The 16,064-nt window shown below is 73.2% G+C and carries 16 protein-coding genes; 8 read left to right on the plus strand and 8 right to left on the minus strand.

Translation table 11 applies throughout. The annotated features are described in order from the left end of the window. The first annotated feature begins 52 nt into the window (after positions 1 to 52). Together ABT369_RS23440 and ABT369_RS23445 are read left to right on the plus strand one after the other, a co-directional pair. A complete protein-coding gene (locus ABT369_RS23440; protein ID WP_350614892.1) occupies positions 53 to 1,939 on the plus strand; it encodes an NsdA family TPR-like regulatory protein in 1,887 nt (628 codons plus the stop codon). Positions 1,940 to 1,949: 10 nt separating this feature from the next. Continuing rightward, positions 1,950 to 3,011: a polyprenyl synthetase family protein gene (locus tag ABT369_RS23445; protein WP_350614893.1), complete on the plus strand. Its 1,062-nt coding sequence runs from the start codon at positions 1,950 to 1,952 to the stop codon at positions 3,009 to 3,011. On the opposite strand, the gene ABT369_RS23450 is transcribed toward ABT369_RS23445, so the two are convergent. Genes ABT369_RS23450 through ABT369_RS23460 form a run of 3 tightly spaced genes read right to left on the minus strand, consistent with a single transcriptional unit; the run spans position 2,947 to position 3,955 of the window. Beyond that, entirely contained in the window at positions 2,947 to 3,300 is a 354-nt protein-coding gene (locus ABT369_RS23450) for a lycopene cyclase domain-containing protein (RefSeq protein ID WP_350614894.1), read from the minus strand. The two genes, ABT369_RS23445 and ABT369_RS23450, sit on opposite strands and share 65 nt — an antisense overlap. Then, positions 3,285 to 3,605 (minus strand): lycopene cyclase domain-containing protein, encoded by a 321-nt coding sequence (locus ABT369_RS23455; protein ID WP_350614895.1) that lies wholly within the window; start codon positions 3,603 to 3,605, stop codon positions 3,285 to 3,287. The genes ABT369_RS23450 and ABT369_RS23455 overlap by 16 nt, the downstream gene beginning before the upstream one ends. A 2-nt stretch (positions 3,606 to 3,607) precedes the next feature. Next, positions 3,608 to 3,955, minus strand: a complete 348-nt coding sequence (locus tag ABT369_RS23460) for an Rv2175c family DNA-binding protein (protein WP_350614896.1) — start codon at positions 3,953 to 3,955, stop codon at positions 3,608 to 3,610. A gap of 44 nt (positions 3,956 to 3,999) precedes the next feature. On the opposite strand from ABT369_RS23460, the gene ABT369_RS23465 reads away from it, so the two are divergent. The 4 genes from ABT369_RS23465 (at position 4,000) to ABT369_RS23480 (ending at position 9,157) form a co-directional block, all read left to right on the plus strand. Then, entirely contained in the window at positions 4,000 to 4,614 is a 615-nt protein-coding gene (locus ABT369_RS23465) for a hypothetical protein (RefSeq protein WP_350614898.1), read from the plus strand. A 34-nt stretch (positions 4,615 to 4,648) separates the two neighbouring features. Next, entirely contained in the window at positions 4,649 to 6,649 is a 2,001-nt protein-coding gene (locus ABT369_RS23470; protein ID WP_350614899.1) for a Stk1 family PASTA domain-containing Ser/Thr kinase, read from the plus strand. Next, positions 6,650 to 7,522 (plus strand): deoxyribonuclease IV, encoded by an 873-nt coding sequence (locus tag ABT369_RS23475; protein ID WP_350614901.1) that lies wholly within the window; start codon positions 6,650 to 6,652, stop codon positions 7,520 to 7,522. A 477-nt stretch (positions 7,523 to 7,999) separates the two neighbouring features. Further along, positions 8,000 to 9,157: an MFS transporter gene (locus tag ABT369_RS23480; protein ID WP_350614902.1), complete on the plus strand. Its 1,158-nt coding sequence runs from the start codon at positions 8,000 to 8,002 to the stop codon at positions 9,155 to 9,157. Between the two features lie 210 nt (positions 9,158 to 9,367). Here the strand turns inward: ABT369_RS23480 and ABT369_RS23485 are convergent, their stop codons facing one another. The 4 genes from ABT369_RS23485 to ABT369_RS23500 all read right to left on the minus strand — a co-directional run bounded on the left by ABT369_RS23485 (position 9,368) and on the right by ABT369_RS23500 (position 14,216). Then, positions 9,368 to 10,396 carry a threonine aldolase family protein gene (locus tag ABT369_RS23485; protein WP_350614904.1) on the minus strand — a complete coding sequence of 343 codons (1,029 nt, stop codon included), beginning with the start codon at positions 10,394 to 10,396 and terminating at the stop codon, positions 9,368 to 9,370. Beyond that, on the minus strand, positions 10,389 to 11,783 hold the full coding sequence (locus ABT369_RS23490; RefSeq protein WP_350614905.1) for a class II 3-deoxy-7-phosphoheptulonate synthase: 1,395 nt from the start codon (positions 11,781 to 11,783) through the stop codon (positions 10,389 to 10,391). The genes ABT369_RS23485 and ABT369_RS23490 overlap by 8 nt, the downstream gene beginning before the upstream one ends. 88 nt (positions 11,784 to 11,871) lie before the next feature. Then, the gene (gene lpdA / locus ABT369_RS23495) at positions 11,872 to 13,251 is read right to left on the minus strand and encodes a dihydrolipoyl dehydrogenase (RefSeq protein WP_350614907.1); all 1,380 of its coding nucleotides are present in this window, start codon (positions 13,249 to 13,251) and stop codon (positions 11,872 to 11,874) included. Next, positions 13,248 to 14,216 carry a magnesium transporter CorA family protein gene (locus tag ABT369_RS23500; RefSeq protein WP_350614909.1) on the minus strand — a complete coding sequence of 323 codons (969 nt, stop codon included), beginning with the start codon at positions 14,214 to 14,216 and terminating at the stop codon, positions 13,248 to 13,250. Before ABT369_RS23500 ends, lpdA begins: the two co-directional genes overlap by 4 nt. A 29-nt stretch (positions 14,217 to 14,245) precedes the next feature. On the opposite strand from ABT369_RS23500, the gene ABT369_RS23505 reads away from it, so the two are divergent. Then, positions 14,246 to 14,998, plus strand: a complete 753-nt coding sequence (locus tag ABT369_RS23505) for a thioesterase family protein (RefSeq protein ID WP_350614910.1) — start codon at positions 14,246 to 14,248, stop codon at positions 14,996 to 14,998. Here ABT369_RS23505 and ABT369_RS23510 read toward each other — a convergent pair. Next, a complete protein-coding gene (locus tag ABT369_RS23510; RefSeq protein WP_350614911.1) occupies positions 14,983 to 15,246 on the minus strand; it encodes a hypothetical protein in 264 nt (87 codons plus the stop codon). The genes ABT369_RS23505 and ABT369_RS23510 overlap by 16 nt on opposite strands. 92 nt (positions 15,247 to 15,338) lie before the next feature. Here ABT369_RS23510 and ABT369_RS23515 point away from each other — a divergent pair, with 92 nt between their 5' ends. Beyond that, entirely contained in the window at positions 15,339 to 15,728 is a 390-nt protein-coding gene (locus tag ABT369_RS23515) for a hypothetical protein (RefSeq protein ID WP_350614912.1), read from the plus strand. Positions 15,729 to 16,064: the final 336 nt, after the last annotated feature.

Consider the following 16,064-nt stretch of genomic DNA (forward strand, 5'->3'; position numbering starts at 1 on the left):
GGGGCCGCCGTGGTGGACGCCGGCCCGGGGCGGCGTTCCCGGGAGGTGGATCATGCCAGCTCGACCCGACCCCGTCCCGGGCGACGACGAGACGTTCGGCGCCCTGCTCACCCGCCTGCGCCTCGCGCGCGGACGCTCCCAGCTGCGGCTGGCCGAGATGCTGTGCGCGGCCGCCGACGTGCCCACGATCACACGGCACGAGGTGTCGCGGTGGGAGCGCGGCGACCGGGTGCCGGGGGCGCCGTGGCTGGCCTGGCTCGCGTTCGTGCTGCAGGCGCCGCTCGAGGACCTCGAGCGCGCGGCCGCCCTCTCGCGCCGGCGCCGGCTCGCCGGATGGGCCGATCGGGCGGCAGATACCGCCGAGCCTGAGCCTCCCGCCGCGACCGTCGCGCAAACCGGCGGGGCGACCGGACGCCCGACCGCCAGGTGGGCCGATCGGACAGCAGATACCGCCGCGACCGTCGCGCAAGGCCGCGCGGCGACCGGACGCCCGACCGCCAGGTGGGCCGATCGGGCGGCAGATACCGCCGAGCCTGAGCCTCCCGCCGCGGCCGCTGCGCGAGCCGGCGGGGCGATCGGGCGCCGGTCCGGCGCCGGGCGGGAAGGACAGGACGGGCGCGAGCCGGGGCTGGACGCGGGGCGGCTGGCCGAGCTGCGGCGGATGGACGACCTCCTCTCGGGGCCCGAGGTCGTGCGGGTCGTGCGGGACGCCTACGCGGAGGCGGCGCGGCGGGCCGGGGCCTCCGGCGGGCGGGCCGAGTTCGGGCTCGTCGCGGAGCTGGCGCAGCTCGCGGTGTGGGCCGGGGTGGACGCGGGCGCCGCGAGCGACGGGCGGGCGGTGGCCGGGCTGGGGCGCGACGGCGTCCGGGCGGCCGTGCGGGCCGGGCAGCGCGGGCTGGCCGGGCACCTGCTCGGATGCCTGGCCCAGCTGCGGGCCGAGATCGGCGACGGCGCCGGGGCGTCGCGGCTGGCCCGGGCGGCGCGGCAGATCGCGGAGCCGTCCGATGCCGGGACGCTCGCGGTCCTGTGGCTGCGGGAGGCGGCGGCCGCGGCGGCCCTCGGCGAGCGGGCCCGGTGCGATGCGGCGCTCGCCGCGGCCGAGAAGGCGCACGGGATGCGGGGTGTGCACGATCCCGCCTGGCTGTACTGGCTCGACGACGCCCACCTCGCGGCCGCGGCCGGGCGCTGTCAGGCGGTGCTCGGGCGGCACCGGCTCGCGCTGCGGCTGCTCGACGCCGCCCTGCGGCCTCCCGGCGAGGGGGCCGCGGCGGCGGGCGGCGAACCGGGCCGCGCGCGGGACGAACGGGGTCCCGGCGGCCATCCCGGGGCTGGCGGACAGGGCGGCGGGAGCAGCCGCGACGGCCGAGCCGGCCGAGCCCCGCGCGCGAGAGCCGGCGACGGGCCGGGTGGCCGGCGACGGGCGGGCGGCGGCGGGAGCCCGATCGCGCGCAACGGCAGCGGCGGCGGGGCGCGGCCCGGCGGCGGCAGTGGCGCAGTCCGCCCGGGCGGCGGCAATGGGGCAGGCAGCCCCGGCGGCGGCAGCGGCGCAAGCGCCCAAGGCGGCAGTTGGGCAGGCGGCCGGGGTGACGGCAGGGGCGCAGGCGCCCAAGGCGGCAATTGGGCAGGCGGCCGGGGCGGTGGCAGTGGGCCCGGCGGCGGTTCCGTGCGGTTGCGGGGGCTCGGGCTCGTGCAGCTCGCGCGGGCTCGGGCGCTGGTCGCGGCCGGGGAGCTCGACGCGGCCTGCTCGGCGGCGGGGCTCGGTGTCGCGGCGGGGGCGGCCTGCGGATCCGTTCGCGTCGCGCGGGAGGTGGCGGCCGTGCGGCCGGGGCTGCGGCGTGCTTGGGGATATCGCGAATTCGCCGAAATGTACGAGTCTGTGCGCTGGATCGCGCGAGACGGGCACGACACCCGCTCGTCGGGACGGCTGGTTTCGGACTAGCGTCTCTGCCGTGACACACCCCTTCCTCGACCGGGCCGGGCTTCGCGAGCGGGTCCAGGAGGCCCTCGCCGGGTTCCTCCGGCGGCGGCGCGACCGGCTCGACGAGATCGAGGCCGACGCCCTCGCGCCCGTCGCCGGCGCGATCGACGCGCTCGTGCTGGGTGGGGGGAAGCGGCTGCGGCCGGCGTTCGCGTACTGGGGGTATCGCGGGGCCGGCGGCGAGGACCGTGACGAGATCGTGGCGGCCGCCGCCTCGCTCGAGCTCGTCCAGGCCAGCGCGCTCATCCACGACGACGTCATGGACGGCTCGGAGACGCGGCGCGGGGAGCCGGCCGTGCACCGGCGGTTCGCGCGGCTGCACGCGGCCGGCGGGTGGCGGGGCGACGGCGACTGGTTCGGCACCTCGGCGGCGATCCTGCTCGGCGACCTGTGCCTGGTCTGGTCCGACGAGATGCTGCACGCCAGCGGGGTCGACCCGGCGACGCTGGCCCGCGCGCGGCCCGTGTTCGACCAGATGCGGACCGAGGTGACCATCGGGCAGTACCTCGACGTGCAGACCCAGGCCACCGGCGACACGTCCACGGCCCGGGCGAGCCTGGTGGCGCGGTACAAGTCGGCGAAGTACACCATCGAACAGCCGCTGGTGTTCGGCGCGGCACTGGCGGACGGGGGGCGGCTCGCCAAGGCGTACTCGGCGTTCGGGCTGCCGCTCGGCGAGGCGTTCCAGCTGCGCGACGACGTGCTCGGCGTGTTCGGCGACCCCGCGGTCACCGGCAAGCCGGCCGGGGACGACCTGCGCGAGGGGAAGCGGACCTACCTCGTCGCGGCCGCGATCGAGGGCGTCGGGCCGGCCGTGTTCGAGGACCACCTCGGCGACCCGTGCCTCGACGAGCGGGGCGTGGCGCTGCTGCGCAAGACGATCGTCGAGAGCGGGGCGCTGCGGCGCACCGAGGAGCGGATCGAGCAGCTGACCGCCACCGCGCTCGAGGCGCTGGCCGAGGCCGAGATCACGGACGAGGCTCGCGAGGTTCTGACGGGCCTGGCCGGGGCGGCGACGCAGCGCGCGGTCTGAAGAAGACCCACAGGGCCAGGGTGGCGAGCACGAGCGCGAAGCCGAACAGCAGGTCCTCGACTGGCGCGTAGGCCAGCCGTACGCCCATGATCGCCGACGGGTTGTAGAGGACCACCCCGCGGCCGGTCAGGATGCCGTTGGACAGCAGCTGGAAGGCGACCACGATCGGGTACGAGCACCAGAACACGCGCCCGAGCACGACTCTGGTGCGCAGCACGGCCACATCCAGTACCAATGCCGCCAGAACGCCGGCGAGGGCCGCCGCGGTGTAGGTCACCGCCGCGACCACCGCTCGAGCGTCTGGCGGGTCGCCTCGAAGCCGAGGATCGCGCACACCGGGACGACGAGGAAGAACAGCAGCTCCTCGAGCGGCAGGCCACCCGGAAGGATGACGCCGGCGATCTGGCGCGGATCGAACGTCCAGTGCCCGGCGTGGATGGCCAGCAGGTCCCAGACCACGAACACGGCGGCGACCGGCGCGATGGTGAGCACGAGCCGCCGGACCTGCCGCAGGACACCGACCTTGAGCAGCGGCTCGAGCCACAGGGCGCCGAACAGGCAGCCGGCCAGCACCAGCAGGTAGGTCCAGCGCACCGTCAGAAGCCCAGCGCCTGCGCGCGCCGCTTGACCTCGGTCGCCCGGTTGCCGCGCAGTGCCTCGGCGGGGGTGCCCGGCAGCGACTCGTCCGGCGTGTAGAGCCACCGGAGGGCCTCCGCCTCGTTGTACCCAGCGTCGTACAACAAATTGAGCACGCCCGGGAGGTGCTTGACCACCCCGTCGTCCGTGATGAAGTCCGCCGGGACGCGCAGCACGCCGCTCTCCCGGACCGCGATCAGGGACTGGTCGCGGACGAGCTGGTGCACCCGGTTGACCGGGATGCCGAGGCGCTCCGCGACGTCGGGCATGGTCAGCCACTCGGTGGGGCCGGCAAGTTGTTCGCTCACACCAAGACAGTAATCCGTGCACCGCGATCGGGAAGGAACGGGCAGTGGGGCTCTGGCTCAAGGTTCACCGAGAGGTCGCCGGTGCCTGGCGCTCCGCGTGCTACGACATGTACCGGCACGCGAACCGCCGCCGCGACGTGCGCCTGCGGATGGCGGAGACGGCCGAGTACGGCCCCCGAAACCACCGTGGCCAGCACGTCATGAAGGCCTCCAACCGGCACCGGGCCGCGGCCACGACCGGCGTCGCGCTGCTGGTCGCGGGCGGGGCCGCGGGCACGTACCTCGCGGTCGCGGGCAGCCTCGCCGCCCTGGCCCCCGAGCCCTACGAGGCCCCGGTCGCCGCGCCGGCCGCGCCCGCGACGAGCCCCGGCAGCGCGGCGAGCCAGATCCGCCCGCCGGCGCCGCAGCCGACCCAGGTCCGGCCCCAGGTGCGCCGGACCACGCCCCCGCAGGTGCTGGCGCTGCCCGACGTCACAGGCCCGGCGGTCGTACCGCCACAGCAGACGACGGATCCGGAGAGCACCCCGACGTCGTCGCCGAGCACGAGCCCCAGCCCGTCCGCAAGTCCGTCACCCTCGGTGAGCAGTCTGTCGCCCTCACCCTCCTGGACAAAGCGCTCGAAATGGGGACGTTCCGCGGATGGAAGCGAAGGGCACTGAGGATTTAGGGGTCCCAGCCGTACACTCGCAGCCAATGGATACCACGGTCGCCGATCCTCTTCTCGGTGCGCTTGTCGACGGGCGCTACCGCGTTCGCTCGCGTGTCGCCAAGGGCGGCATGGCGACGGTCTACACGGCACTCGACGAGCGGCTCGAACGCATCGTCGCGCTGAAGATCATCCATCCCGCGCAGTCCCGCGATCCGCTGTTCGTGGACCGGTTCACCGACGAGGCCAAGACGATCGCGCGGCTCACCCACCCGAACGTGGTGGCCGTCTACGACCAGGGCACCCACCAGGGGCTGCCGTATCTGATCATGGAGTACGTCCGCGGGCACACCCTGCGCGAGCTGCTCGCCGAGCGGCGCCGCCTGCAGCCGCAGGAAGCGCTCGCGATCATGGAGCAGATGCTCGCCGCGATCGCCGCCGCGCACCGCGCCGGGCTCGTGCACCGCGACGTCAAGCCCGAGAACGTGCTCGTCGCCGAGTCGCCGGGCGATCAGCACAACCTCATCGACGGCGTGGTGAAGGTGGCCGACTTCGGCCTCGCGCGCGCGGTCGAGGCGAGCGCCGACGAGACCGGCTCGCACCTCATGGCCACCGTCGCCTACGTGGCCCCCGAGCTGGTCACCGACGGGCACGCGGACCCGCGCACCGACGTGTACTCGGCCGGCATCGTGCTCTTCGAGATGCTCACCGGGCGAGTGCCGTACGAGGCCGACCGGCCCGTCGAGGTGGCCTGGCAGCACGTGGACCGCGACGTGCCCTTCCCGTCGCGCTACGTGCCGGGCCTGCCCGCCCCCGTCGACGACCTCGTGGCCCGGGCGACCCGCCGCGACCCGGGCGGCCGCCCGACCGACGCCGGCGCGATGCTCGCCGAGGTGCAGGCCGTCCGCGATGACATCGGCGCCACGCCCACCAGCCGCGGCCGGCAGATCGCCCCGCCCACGGTCATGGTGCCGCGGGTCGAGTCGGTGCCCCAGTCGCACGCCCTGACCCAGGCGCACCCGGTGACGCAGACCTATCAGGCCAGCCGCCGCCCGTCCTGGGCCCGGCTGCCCGCCTCCGCTCCCCCGCAGGCGGTCGCCCGCCGGCACCGGACCGAGGTCGCGCACCGCGACGACGAGGGCGGCGGCCTGCAGGGGCTGCTCGCGCAGATCAACGCCAACCCGCGCACCCGCCTCGCGGTGATCGCCGGGATGCTCGCCTTCGGGCTGCTCGTGGCCATCGGCGGCTACTGGTTCGGCGTCGGCCGCTACACCGACACCCCCGACCTGCGGGCCAAGACCCGCGAGCAGGCCACGCACCTGGCCACCACGGCCGGATTCAAGGTCAAGTTCGCCGACCCGAAGTTCGACGCCTCCGTGCCCAAGGACCAGGTCCTCGCCCAGGACCCGGCGGCCGGCGGGCGCATCCTCGACGGCGGGACGATCACGCTCACCCTGTCGCTCGGGCCCGAGGTCTACAAGGTGCCCGACATCGCCGGCAAGGAGTGGGAACTCGCGCAGGTCGACCTGCAGGCCATGAAGATCACCGGCAACAAGGCCGACCGGTTCGACGACGCCGTGCCCCCGGGCTACGTCGTGGACACCGACCCGAAGATCGGCACCCAGGTCAAGCCCGGCCAGACGATCACCGTGTTCGTCAGCAAGGGCCCCAACCCGGTCAAGGTGCCGCTGGTCGTGGGCAAGAACGTCGACCAGGCCAAGAACGACCTCGCCAAGGTGAAGATCGCCGTGGGCAAGGTCGAGGAGGTCGAGAGCGACAAGCCCAAGGGCCAGGTCGTCTCGCAGAGCATCGGCGACGGCAACAGCGTGACCGACGGCATGGTCATGGACCTGCAGATCTCCAAGGGCCCGGCCCAGGTCCCGATGCCCGAGGTGCGCAACATGCCGCTCGACCAGGCCAAGGCCCAGCTGGAGCAGCTCGGCCTGGTGGTCGACTCGCAGGGCTTCGGCACCGTGCGCCAGCAGAACCCGGCGCCCGGCACGCCGGTCACGCCCGGGCAGCACGTTTCTCTCTTCGCGTTCTTCTAAGTGGACGCCACCATCGCGCCGGTCGGCGGGCACGCGCCCGCCGCCGGAGGACTCGCCAAGGCCGCCATGCGCTACGTCGAGCTCACGACGGCGTCGGCGGTCCAGGTGTACGTCTCCAACCCCCGCGGCTGGGCCCTCGCGGCCGGCGACGCGAAGCAGGACGACGCGTTCCTCAGGGGCTGCGCCGACCGCGGGGTGATCGCCTACGTGCACGCGGCCCTGCTCGTGAACCTCGGTTCGCCGACCGAGGCCACCGTGGAGCGCTCGGTCGCGACGCTGGAGCACGCACTGCGGCGCGGGCAGGCGATCGGGGCGCGGGGCGTCGTCTTCCACGCCGGGTCCGCGGTGGATGCGGAGCACGCGGAAAAGGCCTTCGCGACGGTACGGCGGGTGCTCCTCCCCCTCCTCGACCAGGCCGGCCGTGAGGGCTGGCCGCCACTGCTCGTGGAGCCGAGCGCGGGGGGCGGGCGGTCGCTCGCGTCGCGGGTGGAGCACCTGGCCGAGTACCTCGACGCGGTCGACCGGCACCCACTCCTCGGCGTCTGCTTCGACACCTGCCACGCGTGGGCGGCCGGGCACGACCTGGCCACGCCGGGCGGGATGACGCAGACGCTGGACGCGCTGGTGGCCGCGGCCGGGCCGGACCGGCTCAAGCTGATCCACGCCAACGACTCGAAGGACGCGTGCGGCTCGCTGCGGGACCGGCACGAGTCGCTGGGCAAGGGGCTGATCGGCTCGCCCGCGTTTGCCGAGCTGCTCGCGCATCCGGCGGCGCGGGATGTGCCGCTCATCGTGGAGACGCCCAGCGGGGACGATCACGCCGATCACGCGGCCGACATCGCGTTGCTGCGGTCCAGCGCTCCTCGGTCCTGAGGTCGTTTGGCTCCGGATATGTCGGGCGCTTCGCGCCGCGACATATCCGACATTTCGGTTATGCGGCTTTCTGTGCGCGGTGGTTCGGCGTCGTCGTCCGGACGCCATGCGATGAGCTCGCACGGACCGCCGCTTGCCGCGGGCTCGCACGGACCGCCGCTTGCCGCGGGCTCGCACGGACCGCCGCTTGCCGCGGGCTCGCATCGCGGCGGCGGACGCCGCCGCGATGCGAAACAGGCGCCGCGCGAAACAGGCGCCGCGCGAAACAGGCGCCGCGCGAAACAGCCGCCGCGCGAAACAGGCGCCGCGCGAGGCGCGGCTCCGAACAGGCGCGGTGGCGGTGGGCGGATCGAGCGTGACGGTCTCGGTGCAGGCGGCGGGTGTGGCAGCGGGTTGCGGACGAGGCGCGACCGGGGCCGCGGCCGCTATGGTGGCCGTCGATGCGACGGGACGGGGGCCTGAACCGTGAGCGATCGAGTGGCAAGGCGCGATCTCAACCTGCTCGCCGCCGGGCTCGCGCTGTCCACCGCCGGCGACGCGGCCGCGCTCGTCGCGCTGCTGCTGCGCCTCCAGCCCCACGGGAGCGGCTGGGTGGCGGGGTTGCTGGCGGCTGAGCTGATCCCGTACGTGGTGCTGGCGCCGCTCACCGGGCGCGTCGTGGACCGCCTCGAGACGCGGTCCGTGCTGCTCGTCGCGCTGGCCGGGCAGGCGGTGCTGTGCGTGCCGCTCGCCCTCGCCGGCGCACTGTGGGCCACGGTCCTGCTCTTCGCCGGGGTCACCGCGCTCTCGGCGTTCGTGCGCCCGGCGACCTCGGCGCTGGTGCCGGCGATCACGGGCGAGGGGGGTGCGCAGCGCGGGTACTCCCGGCTGGCCACCGGCACCGGGCTGGGCTGGATCGCCGGCCCGGCCTCGGGCGGCCTGCTCACCGGCGCCTTCGGGGCGACGACGGCGATCCTGGCCGACGCGGTCACGTTCGCGCTGCTGACGCTGGCCTGCTCGGCGGTGCGGGCCCGTCGCCATCCGGCCGCCGCGACCACGGACGGCGAGACGGCCCGCGGCGGGCTGCGGCTGGTCCTCGGCGACCCGCTGCTGCGCACCGCCCTGCTCGGCAGCGCCGTCGCGGTCAGCAGCGGCGTGATCGACAACGTGGCGGCGCCGTTCCGGTTCGTCGGGCAGCTCGGCGCGAGCGACTCCGGCTACGGGCTGTACCTCACGCTGTGGGGCGTCGGCGCCCTGGCCGGGGCCCAGCTCGTCACCCGTATCCGGCTCTCCAGCGGCGCCCTGCTGGCGCTGGGCAACCTGCTCACGGGCGCCGGGATCGCGGGGATCGGGCTCGCGCCGGGGCTCGTGCTCGCGTACGTCGCGTCCACGGCCGGCGGCGTCGGCAACGGGATCGCGAACGTGTCGCAGTCGGCGCTGATCAGCACCCGTACCCCGGCCGCGCAGCACGGCCGGGCGTTCGCGGCTTCGGGTGCGGTGCTGCAGACGGCGATCGGCGTGGGCACGGCGGCCGGGGCGCCGCTGGTCGCCCTGCTGCAGGCGGACGGCGCCATGCTCTGGGCGGGCCTGCTGACCTGTGCGAGCTCGCTGGTCGCGCTCCTGCTCACCGGGCGCGCACGGCCGTCGGCGCAGTGATCGCGACGGGAGCGGTCAGAGCGATCAGAGCGATCAGAGCGAAAGCGACATAACCGATAAATCCGATATGTCGTGGCGCGCCAGCGCCCGACATATCGGCCGAGCAGCGGACGCGGAAACGGGCCGCCGGAGCTGGGCACCGGGCACGAGCTGGCGACAGGGCAGCGCCCGACAAAATCAGCCGAACGCGAGCCGGTCGGTGCAGCAGCCTCACAGCAGCGTCGGCAGCACCTTCACCGCGTGGTCGATGCCGTCAGCAGTCTGGTCGAGATGCGTCACCAGGCGAACCAGCCGCCGGCCCAGCACCGACACCAGCACCCCCTGCTCCCGCGCCGCCGCCGCGAAGGCCGGCCCGTCCACCGCCGCGCCCGTGAGGTCGAGCGGCACGATGTTGGTGCGGATGCGGGCCGGGTCCACGACGCCGTGCGGGGCGAGCGCCTCGGCCAGGCGGTGAGCCCGGGCGTGGTCCTCGGCGAGGCGCGGGATGTTGTGCCGCAGCGCGTAGAGGCCCGCCGCGGCCAGGATGCCCGCCTGGCGCATGCCGCCGCCGAGGCGCTTGCGCAGCTTGCGGGCCGCGGCGATGCGCTCGGCCGAGCCCACGATCAGCGAGCCGACCGGGGCGCCGAGGCCCTTGGAGAGGCAGACCGAGAGCGAGTCGAAGAGCCGGCCGTAGGTGTCCAGCGGCACGCCGTCGGCTACGTGGGCGTGCCAGATGCGGGCGCCGTCGCAGTGCAGGTGGACGCCGGCCTCGGTGGTGATCGCGCGCAGGGACTCCAGGACGCCGAGCGGGATCACCGCGCCGCCGAGGCGGTTGTGGGTCTGCTCGACCGCGATCGCGCGGGTCGGGACGGCCACGAAGCCGTCGGGGCGGATCATGTCCGCGACGGTGGCGGGATCGAGGTCGGCGGCCGCGGACGGCCACGTGCGGGTCGACACGCCGCCGAGGGCCGCGGCCGCGCCGATCTCGTCCGTCACCACGTGCGCGGCGGCGTCGCACAGCAGCTCCTCGCCGCGCGGGACGGCGAGCTGCAGGGCGATCTGGTTGGCCATGGTGCCGCTCGGGGCGAACAGGGCCGCCTCGTGGCCGAAGAGGGCGGCGACCTCGGCCTGCAGCTCGTGCAGGGTCGGGTCCTCGTCGAACACGTCGTCGCCGACCTCGGCCGTCGCCATCGCCTCACGCATGGCGGGCGACGGCCGGGTCAGCGTGTCCGAGCGGAAGTCGATGACGACCTCAGCCACGCAGCATCTCCGCGACGAGGAAGGCGAGCTCGAGCGACTGCTGGGTGTTGAGGCGCGGGTCGCAGGCAGTCTCGTAGCGGTCGGGCAGGTCCTCGTCCACGATCGCCTGGGCGCCGCCGAGGCACTCGGTGACGTCCTCGCCGGTGAGTTCCACGTGCAGGCCGCCGGGGTGGGTGCCGAGCTCGCGGTGGACCTCGAAGTAGCCGAGCACCTCGTCGACGATCCGGTCGAAGTGGCGCGTCTTGTAGCCGTTGGACGACTCGTGCGTGTTGCCGTGCATCGGGTCGCACTGCCACACGACGCGGCAGCCGGCCGCGGTGACCTTCTCCACGATCGGCGGGAGGGCGTCGCGGACCTTGGTGCTGCCCATGCGGGCCACGAACGTGAGCCGGCCGGGGACGTTCTGCGGGTTGAGCTTCTCGAACAGCTCGATCGCCTGCTCCGGCGTGGTGGTCGGGCCGAGCTTGACGCCGATCGGGTTGGCCAGGCGGGACATGAAGTCGACGTGGGCGCCGTCGAGCTGGCGGGTGCGCTCGCCGATCCACAGGAAGTGCCCGGACAGGCCGTAGGGCTGGCCGCCGGCGATGCGGACCAGGGGGCGCTCGTACTCCAGGGCGAGGGCCTCGTGCGAGCAGTACAGCGTGACGGTGCGCAGCGCCTCGTCGTCGTTGACGCCGCACGCCTGCATGAAGCGCAGGGCCCGGTCGATCTCGCGCGCGATGGCCTCATAGCGCTGACCGGCGGGCGAGGTCACGACAAAACCCTTGTTCCAGTCGTGTACCGCATGCAGGTCGGCCATGCCGCCCCCGAGATACGCCCGCAGCATGTTCATCGCGCTGGACGAGTTCGCGTAGGCCCGGACCATGCGCTGCGGGTCCGCGATGCGGGCCTCGGGGTCCTGGTCCAGCGAGTTGATCATGTCGCCGCGGTAGGCCGGCAGGCCCAGCGAGTCAAGCGCGGACGAGCGCGGCTTGGTGAACTGGCCGGCGACGCGGCCGATCTTGATGACCGGCAGCGAGGCACCGTAGGTCAGCACGACCGCCATCTGCAACAGCGTGCGGGCGTTGCCCAGCACGTGCGCCTCGGTGTTGTCGGCGAACGTCTCGGCACAGTCGCCGCCCTGGAGCATGAAGGCCTTGCCGTCGGCGACGAGGGCGAGGCGCTCGCGGAGCTGGTCGACCTCGTAGGGCGCGACGATCGGCGGGACGGAGGACAGCAGGCCGGCGACCTCGTCGACCGCGACCGGGTCCGGCCACGGCGGCGTCTGCGCCCGGGGCAGCGACCGCCACCGGTCGAGGCCGAACACGTCGTCGTCGGAGTTGCCCGGGACGGCGACGCGGGAGATCTCCGGGCCGGGGTACGTGAAGTGGTGCCACTCCTGGCGCATGACCAAAAGCCTACCGAGCGCGATCGGCGGGTGAAGGGCGCCACCCGCCGATCCCGCAGGCTGGACCGGGGAGATGCCCGATGTCGCACTACATGTTGATCATGTGTCCGGCCAGGCCGTGGATGGCCTCCTTGACCGCCTCGCCCAGGGTCGGGTGGGCGTGGACGTTGCGCGCGACCTCGTGCACGGTGAGGTCCCACTGCTGGGCCAGGGTCAGCTCGGGCAGCAGCTCGGTGACCTCGGGGCCGATCAGGTGGGCGCCGAGCAGCTCGCCGTACTTCCCGTCGCTGATGATCTTCACGAACCCGGTCGGGTCGCCGAGCCCGTGCGCCTTGCCGTTGGCTGTGAACGGGAACTTCGCGACCTTGACGTCGAAGCCCTTCTCCCGGGCCTGCTCCTCGGTCCAGCCGAAGCTGGCGATCTGCGGCTGGCAGTACGTCGCCCGGGGGATCATGACGTAGTCGAGCTCCATCGTCTCGGCCCCGGCGATCGTCTCGGCGGCGACGATGCCCATGGACTCGGCCGCGTGGGCGAGCATGAGCTTGGCGGTGACGTCGCCGATGGCGAAGATGTGCGGCACGTTGGTGCGCAGCCGGCCGTCGACCGCGATGGCGCCCCGCTCGGTGAGCCGCACGCCCGTCTTCTCCAGCCCGTAGCCCTCGACCCGCGGCGCGAAGCCGATGGCCTGCAGGAGCTTGCCGGCCTCGAGCGTCTGGCTCTTGCCGCCGGAGCTCACGGTGACCTTCACGCCCGAGCCGGTGTCCTCGACCGTCTCGACCCGCGTGGAGGTCAGCACCTGGATGCCGAGGCGCTTGTACCGCTTGAAGAGCTCGGCCGACACCTCGGCGTCCTCGAGCGGCACCATCCGGTCGAGGAACTCGACGATGGTGACCTTCACGCCGTAGTTGTGCAGCACGTAGGCGAACTCGACGCCGATGGCGCCCGCGCCCGCGATGATGATCGACTCGGGCAGGTCCTCGCTGAGGATCTGCTCCTCGTAGGTCACGACCCGCTCCGACAGCGAGGTGCCGGGCAGCAGCCGCGTCGTGGCACCGGTGGCGATGATGCAGTTGGCGAAGGTGATGGTCTCGTCGCCGACCCGCAGCGTGTGGTCGTCGACGAACGAGCCCTTGGCCTGGTACTGCCGGATCTCGTTCTTCTTCATCAGGTAGTGCACGCCCTTGACGCGGCCGTCGGCCACCTTGCGGCTGCGCTGGAACGCCGCGCCGTAGTCGAACGTGACCTCGCCCGAGATGCCGAACGTCTTCGCCTCGTGGTTGAAGATGTGCGCGAGCTCGGCGTTGCGCAGCAGCGCCTTCGAGGGGATGCACCCGACGTTCAGGCAGACGCCGCCCCAGTACTTGTCCTCCACGATGGCGGTGCGCAGGCCGAGCTGCGCGGACCGCACCGCGGCGGTGTACCCACCCGGGCCGGCGCCCAGGACAACGACGTCGAAGTGCTCAGTCATAGCCAATCCTTGCGTTTGAAGGTGACGTACAGCACCACGGACAGCACCACGATCAGCGCGGCCGAGGTGATGAACCCCGACAGCTTGTCAGAACCCGGATAGGGCACATTCTGCCCGTAGTAACCAGTAACCGCGGTCGGCACGGCGATGATGGCGGCCCAGCTCGTGACCTTCTTCATCACCGTGTTCTGGCGGTTGCCCTGCACCGCCAGGTTGGACTCCAGGATCGTGGCGGTGAAGTCGCGGAGGTTCTCGGTGAACTCGGTCACGCGCAGCACGTGGTCGTAGAGGTCCTGGTAGTACGGCACCATCTCGTCGTCGACGAGGTACTCGCGGGAGTGCATGAGGCTGCCGACCACCTCGCGCATGGGCAGGATGACCTTGCGGATGCGCCCGAGCGTCTTGCGGAGCCGGAAGCTGCGCTGCTGCACGTCGCGGATCGCCTGCGCGGTCTCCTGGAACAGCTGGTCCTCGAGCTCCTCGAGCTCGTCGTCGAGGGCCTGCGCCGCGTCGAACTGCCCGTCGACGATCACGTCGAGCAGGCCGTGGGCGAGGTAGGGCACCCCTTGGCCGGCCAGCTCGCCGGTGGCGTCCCAGCGCTCGACCACGGCGTCCATGTCGAAGCCGGACCCGTGCGCGGTGATGAGCGCCTGGCGGGTCAGGAACGCGGAGACCTCGTGCAGTTCGGCGCCGTCGCCGCCGTGGAAGGTGACCTGGTACGCGTTGAAGAACAGATGCCCCGGATAGTGCAGGAGCTTGGGCCGCTCGTGCGGCGACGACGCGTCCTCGATGGCCAGCCGGTGCAGCCCGAACTCCTCCTGGACCCGGTCGTAGTCGTCCTGCCCGGGGTCGGTCAGGTCGAGCCACACGACCGCGGCGGAGTCCTTGAGATGCTCGGAGATATCGTCGAGCGGAAAGTCCTCGGCTTCCAGCCGACCGCCCCGGTAGAGCCGCGTGCGCGCCATAGGCTTCATCAAAGCAGAAGGAGGCCCCGGTGGCCGGTTTCGCGGAGGCGACCGCGGTCGAGGACGGCACGGCCCGGCTGGATCCACAGTGGACTGTCGGCGGGCGGCCGAACGGCGGATATCTGCTGGCGGTGCTCGCCCGGGCCGCGGTGACGGCCGCACACCCGCATCCGCTGAGCGCGAGCGCGGTGTACATGGCCCCGCCCGAGCCCGGCCCGGCCACGGTCGCGGTGGAGCCGCTGCGCGACGGGCGCTCGGTGAGCCAGGCCCGGGTCCGGCTCACCCAGGGGGACCGGATCTGCGTGGAGGCGCTGTTCACGCTCGGGGACGTGGCCACGGCCGGCGAGGCCCGGTTCAGCGCGGCCGAGCCGCCCGACGTCAAGCCGCGCGACGAGCTGCGGCGCACGCCGGTCGAGCCGCCGGGCGCCGGGGTGCGCATCACCATGCTGGAGCAGGTCGACCAGCGGGTGGACCTGAGCCGCCCGGGCGACCTGCGCGGCTGGCTCAGCTTCGACGACGGGACCCCGTTCGACGCGTTTTCGCTGCTCTACGCCGTCGACGCGTTCCCGCCGGCCACGTTCACGCTCGGCGGCAGCGGGTGGACGCCGACGCTGGAGCTGACCGCGTACGTGCGGGGGCTGCCCGCGCCGGGGCCGCTGCGGGTGCGGCAGTACGCCCGGATGGTCACCGACGGCCAGCTCGACCAGGTGTGCGAGGTCTGGGACGCGGCCGGGCACCCGGTCGCCCAGGCCACCCAGCTCGCGATCTACCGCAGGGCCTGACTCACCACCGCGACCGCGCCCACGTGCAGCCCGATGGACTCGTCGCCCAGCACCTTGGCCGCGGCCGCGAACACGTTGATCTTCGTCTCGTACGACCACCACCGGCGCGGGTCGTCGTAGGCCTCGGCCGGCTCCGTCTCCCCGGCCAGGCCGAGCACGAGCGGCACGGCGCCGTCGCCACCCCGGGCGCGCACGTACCGCAGGAAGGCGCGCAGGGTGAGGCCCGCCGTCTCCCGCATCGTCTCCATGGCGCCCTCCGAGGCCAGACATCGGCCCGCCGGGGCGCGGGCTGAGGGGAACCGCGTGGCCACCGCGCAGCGCACGGGGTAACACTGGCCACATGGACCCGCTCATCATCGTCGACGGAGCCAACGTGGTCGGCTCGGTGCCCGACGGCTGGTGGCGCGATCGGGCGGGAGCGGCGGCCCGGCTGCGCGACGCCCTCGCGGCCCGCGACACCGCGGCCCTGCCGGGTCAGATCACGCTCGTCGTGGAGGGCGCGGCCCGCGGCGTGGCGCCGATCGACGGGGTGGCGGTCGAGGCGGCGCCGCAATCCGGCGACGACCACATTGTGGCGCTCGTGCGCGACAATGTGTCACATCGGCCCGTCGTCGTGGTGACGTCCGACCGGGGGCTGCGGCAGCGTGTGACGGAACTGGGTGCGGGTATTGTCAGCCCCGGTCGACTGCGGGCCACCATCTCATATGGTGGACGGCCGGACTATACCTAGCCGATATGATTTAGGGGAACCATCGCCACTGCATGAGTGCATGGCAATACGAGAACATCAGCCGATCTTCCACTATGTGAGAAGCGGTTGACCGCAACCGGCGACTCACGCAAAGTTATCCGGGTACCGGTGTCGTGAATTGCCGGTGAATACCTCCCCAAAACGTCAGACGAATTACTGTCGATCTATTCTGTGCGGCACGTAACACGGCTGTCGCTTCATGTGACGTACCTGGTAAGGTCGGTGCCATGTGCCCTGAGGTGCAGCTTGATCCAATGTGGATATCCCGCCGCGAGCACCATTTCGACGGCCTTTGTCGAGTGACCCCCGGTTGAA

Source organism: Dactylosporangium sp. NPDC000244, from assembly GCF_040300725.1.
Lineage (GTDB): Bacteria > Actinomycetota > Actinomycetes > Mycobacteriales > Micromonosporaceae > Dactylosporangium.

Bases quoted from the DNA above. Each gene is read 5' to 3' on its own strand.
- ABT369_RS23440 (WP_350614892.1), top strand. From the start codon at position 53: ATGCCAGCTCGACCCGACCCCGTCCCGGGCGACGACGAGACGTTCGGC.
- ABT369_RS23470 (WP_350614899.1), top strand. From the start codon at position 4,649: ATGGATACCACGGTCGCCGATCCTCTTCTCGGTGCGCTTGTCGACGGG.
- ABT369_RS23490 (WP_350614905.1), bottom strand. From the start codon at position 11,783: ATGCGCCAGGAGTGGCACCACTTCACGTACCCCGGCCCGGAGATCTCC.
- lpdA (WP_350614907.1), bottom strand. From the start codon at position 13,251: ATGACTGAGCACTTCGACGTCGTTGTCCTGGGCGCCGGCCCGGGTGGG.
- ABT369_RS23500 (WP_350614909.1), bottom strand. From the start codon at position 14,216: ATGGCGCGCACGCGGCTCTACCGGGGCGGTCGGCTGGAAGCCGAGGAC.
- ABT369_RS23510 (WP_350614911.1), bottom strand. From the start codon at position 15,246: ATGGAGACGATGCGGGAGACGGCGGGCCTCACCCTGCGCGCCTTCCTG.
- ABT369_RS23515 (WP_350614912.1), top strand. From the start codon at position 15,339: ATGGACCCGCTCATCATCGTCGACGGAGCCAACGTGGTCGGCTCGGTG.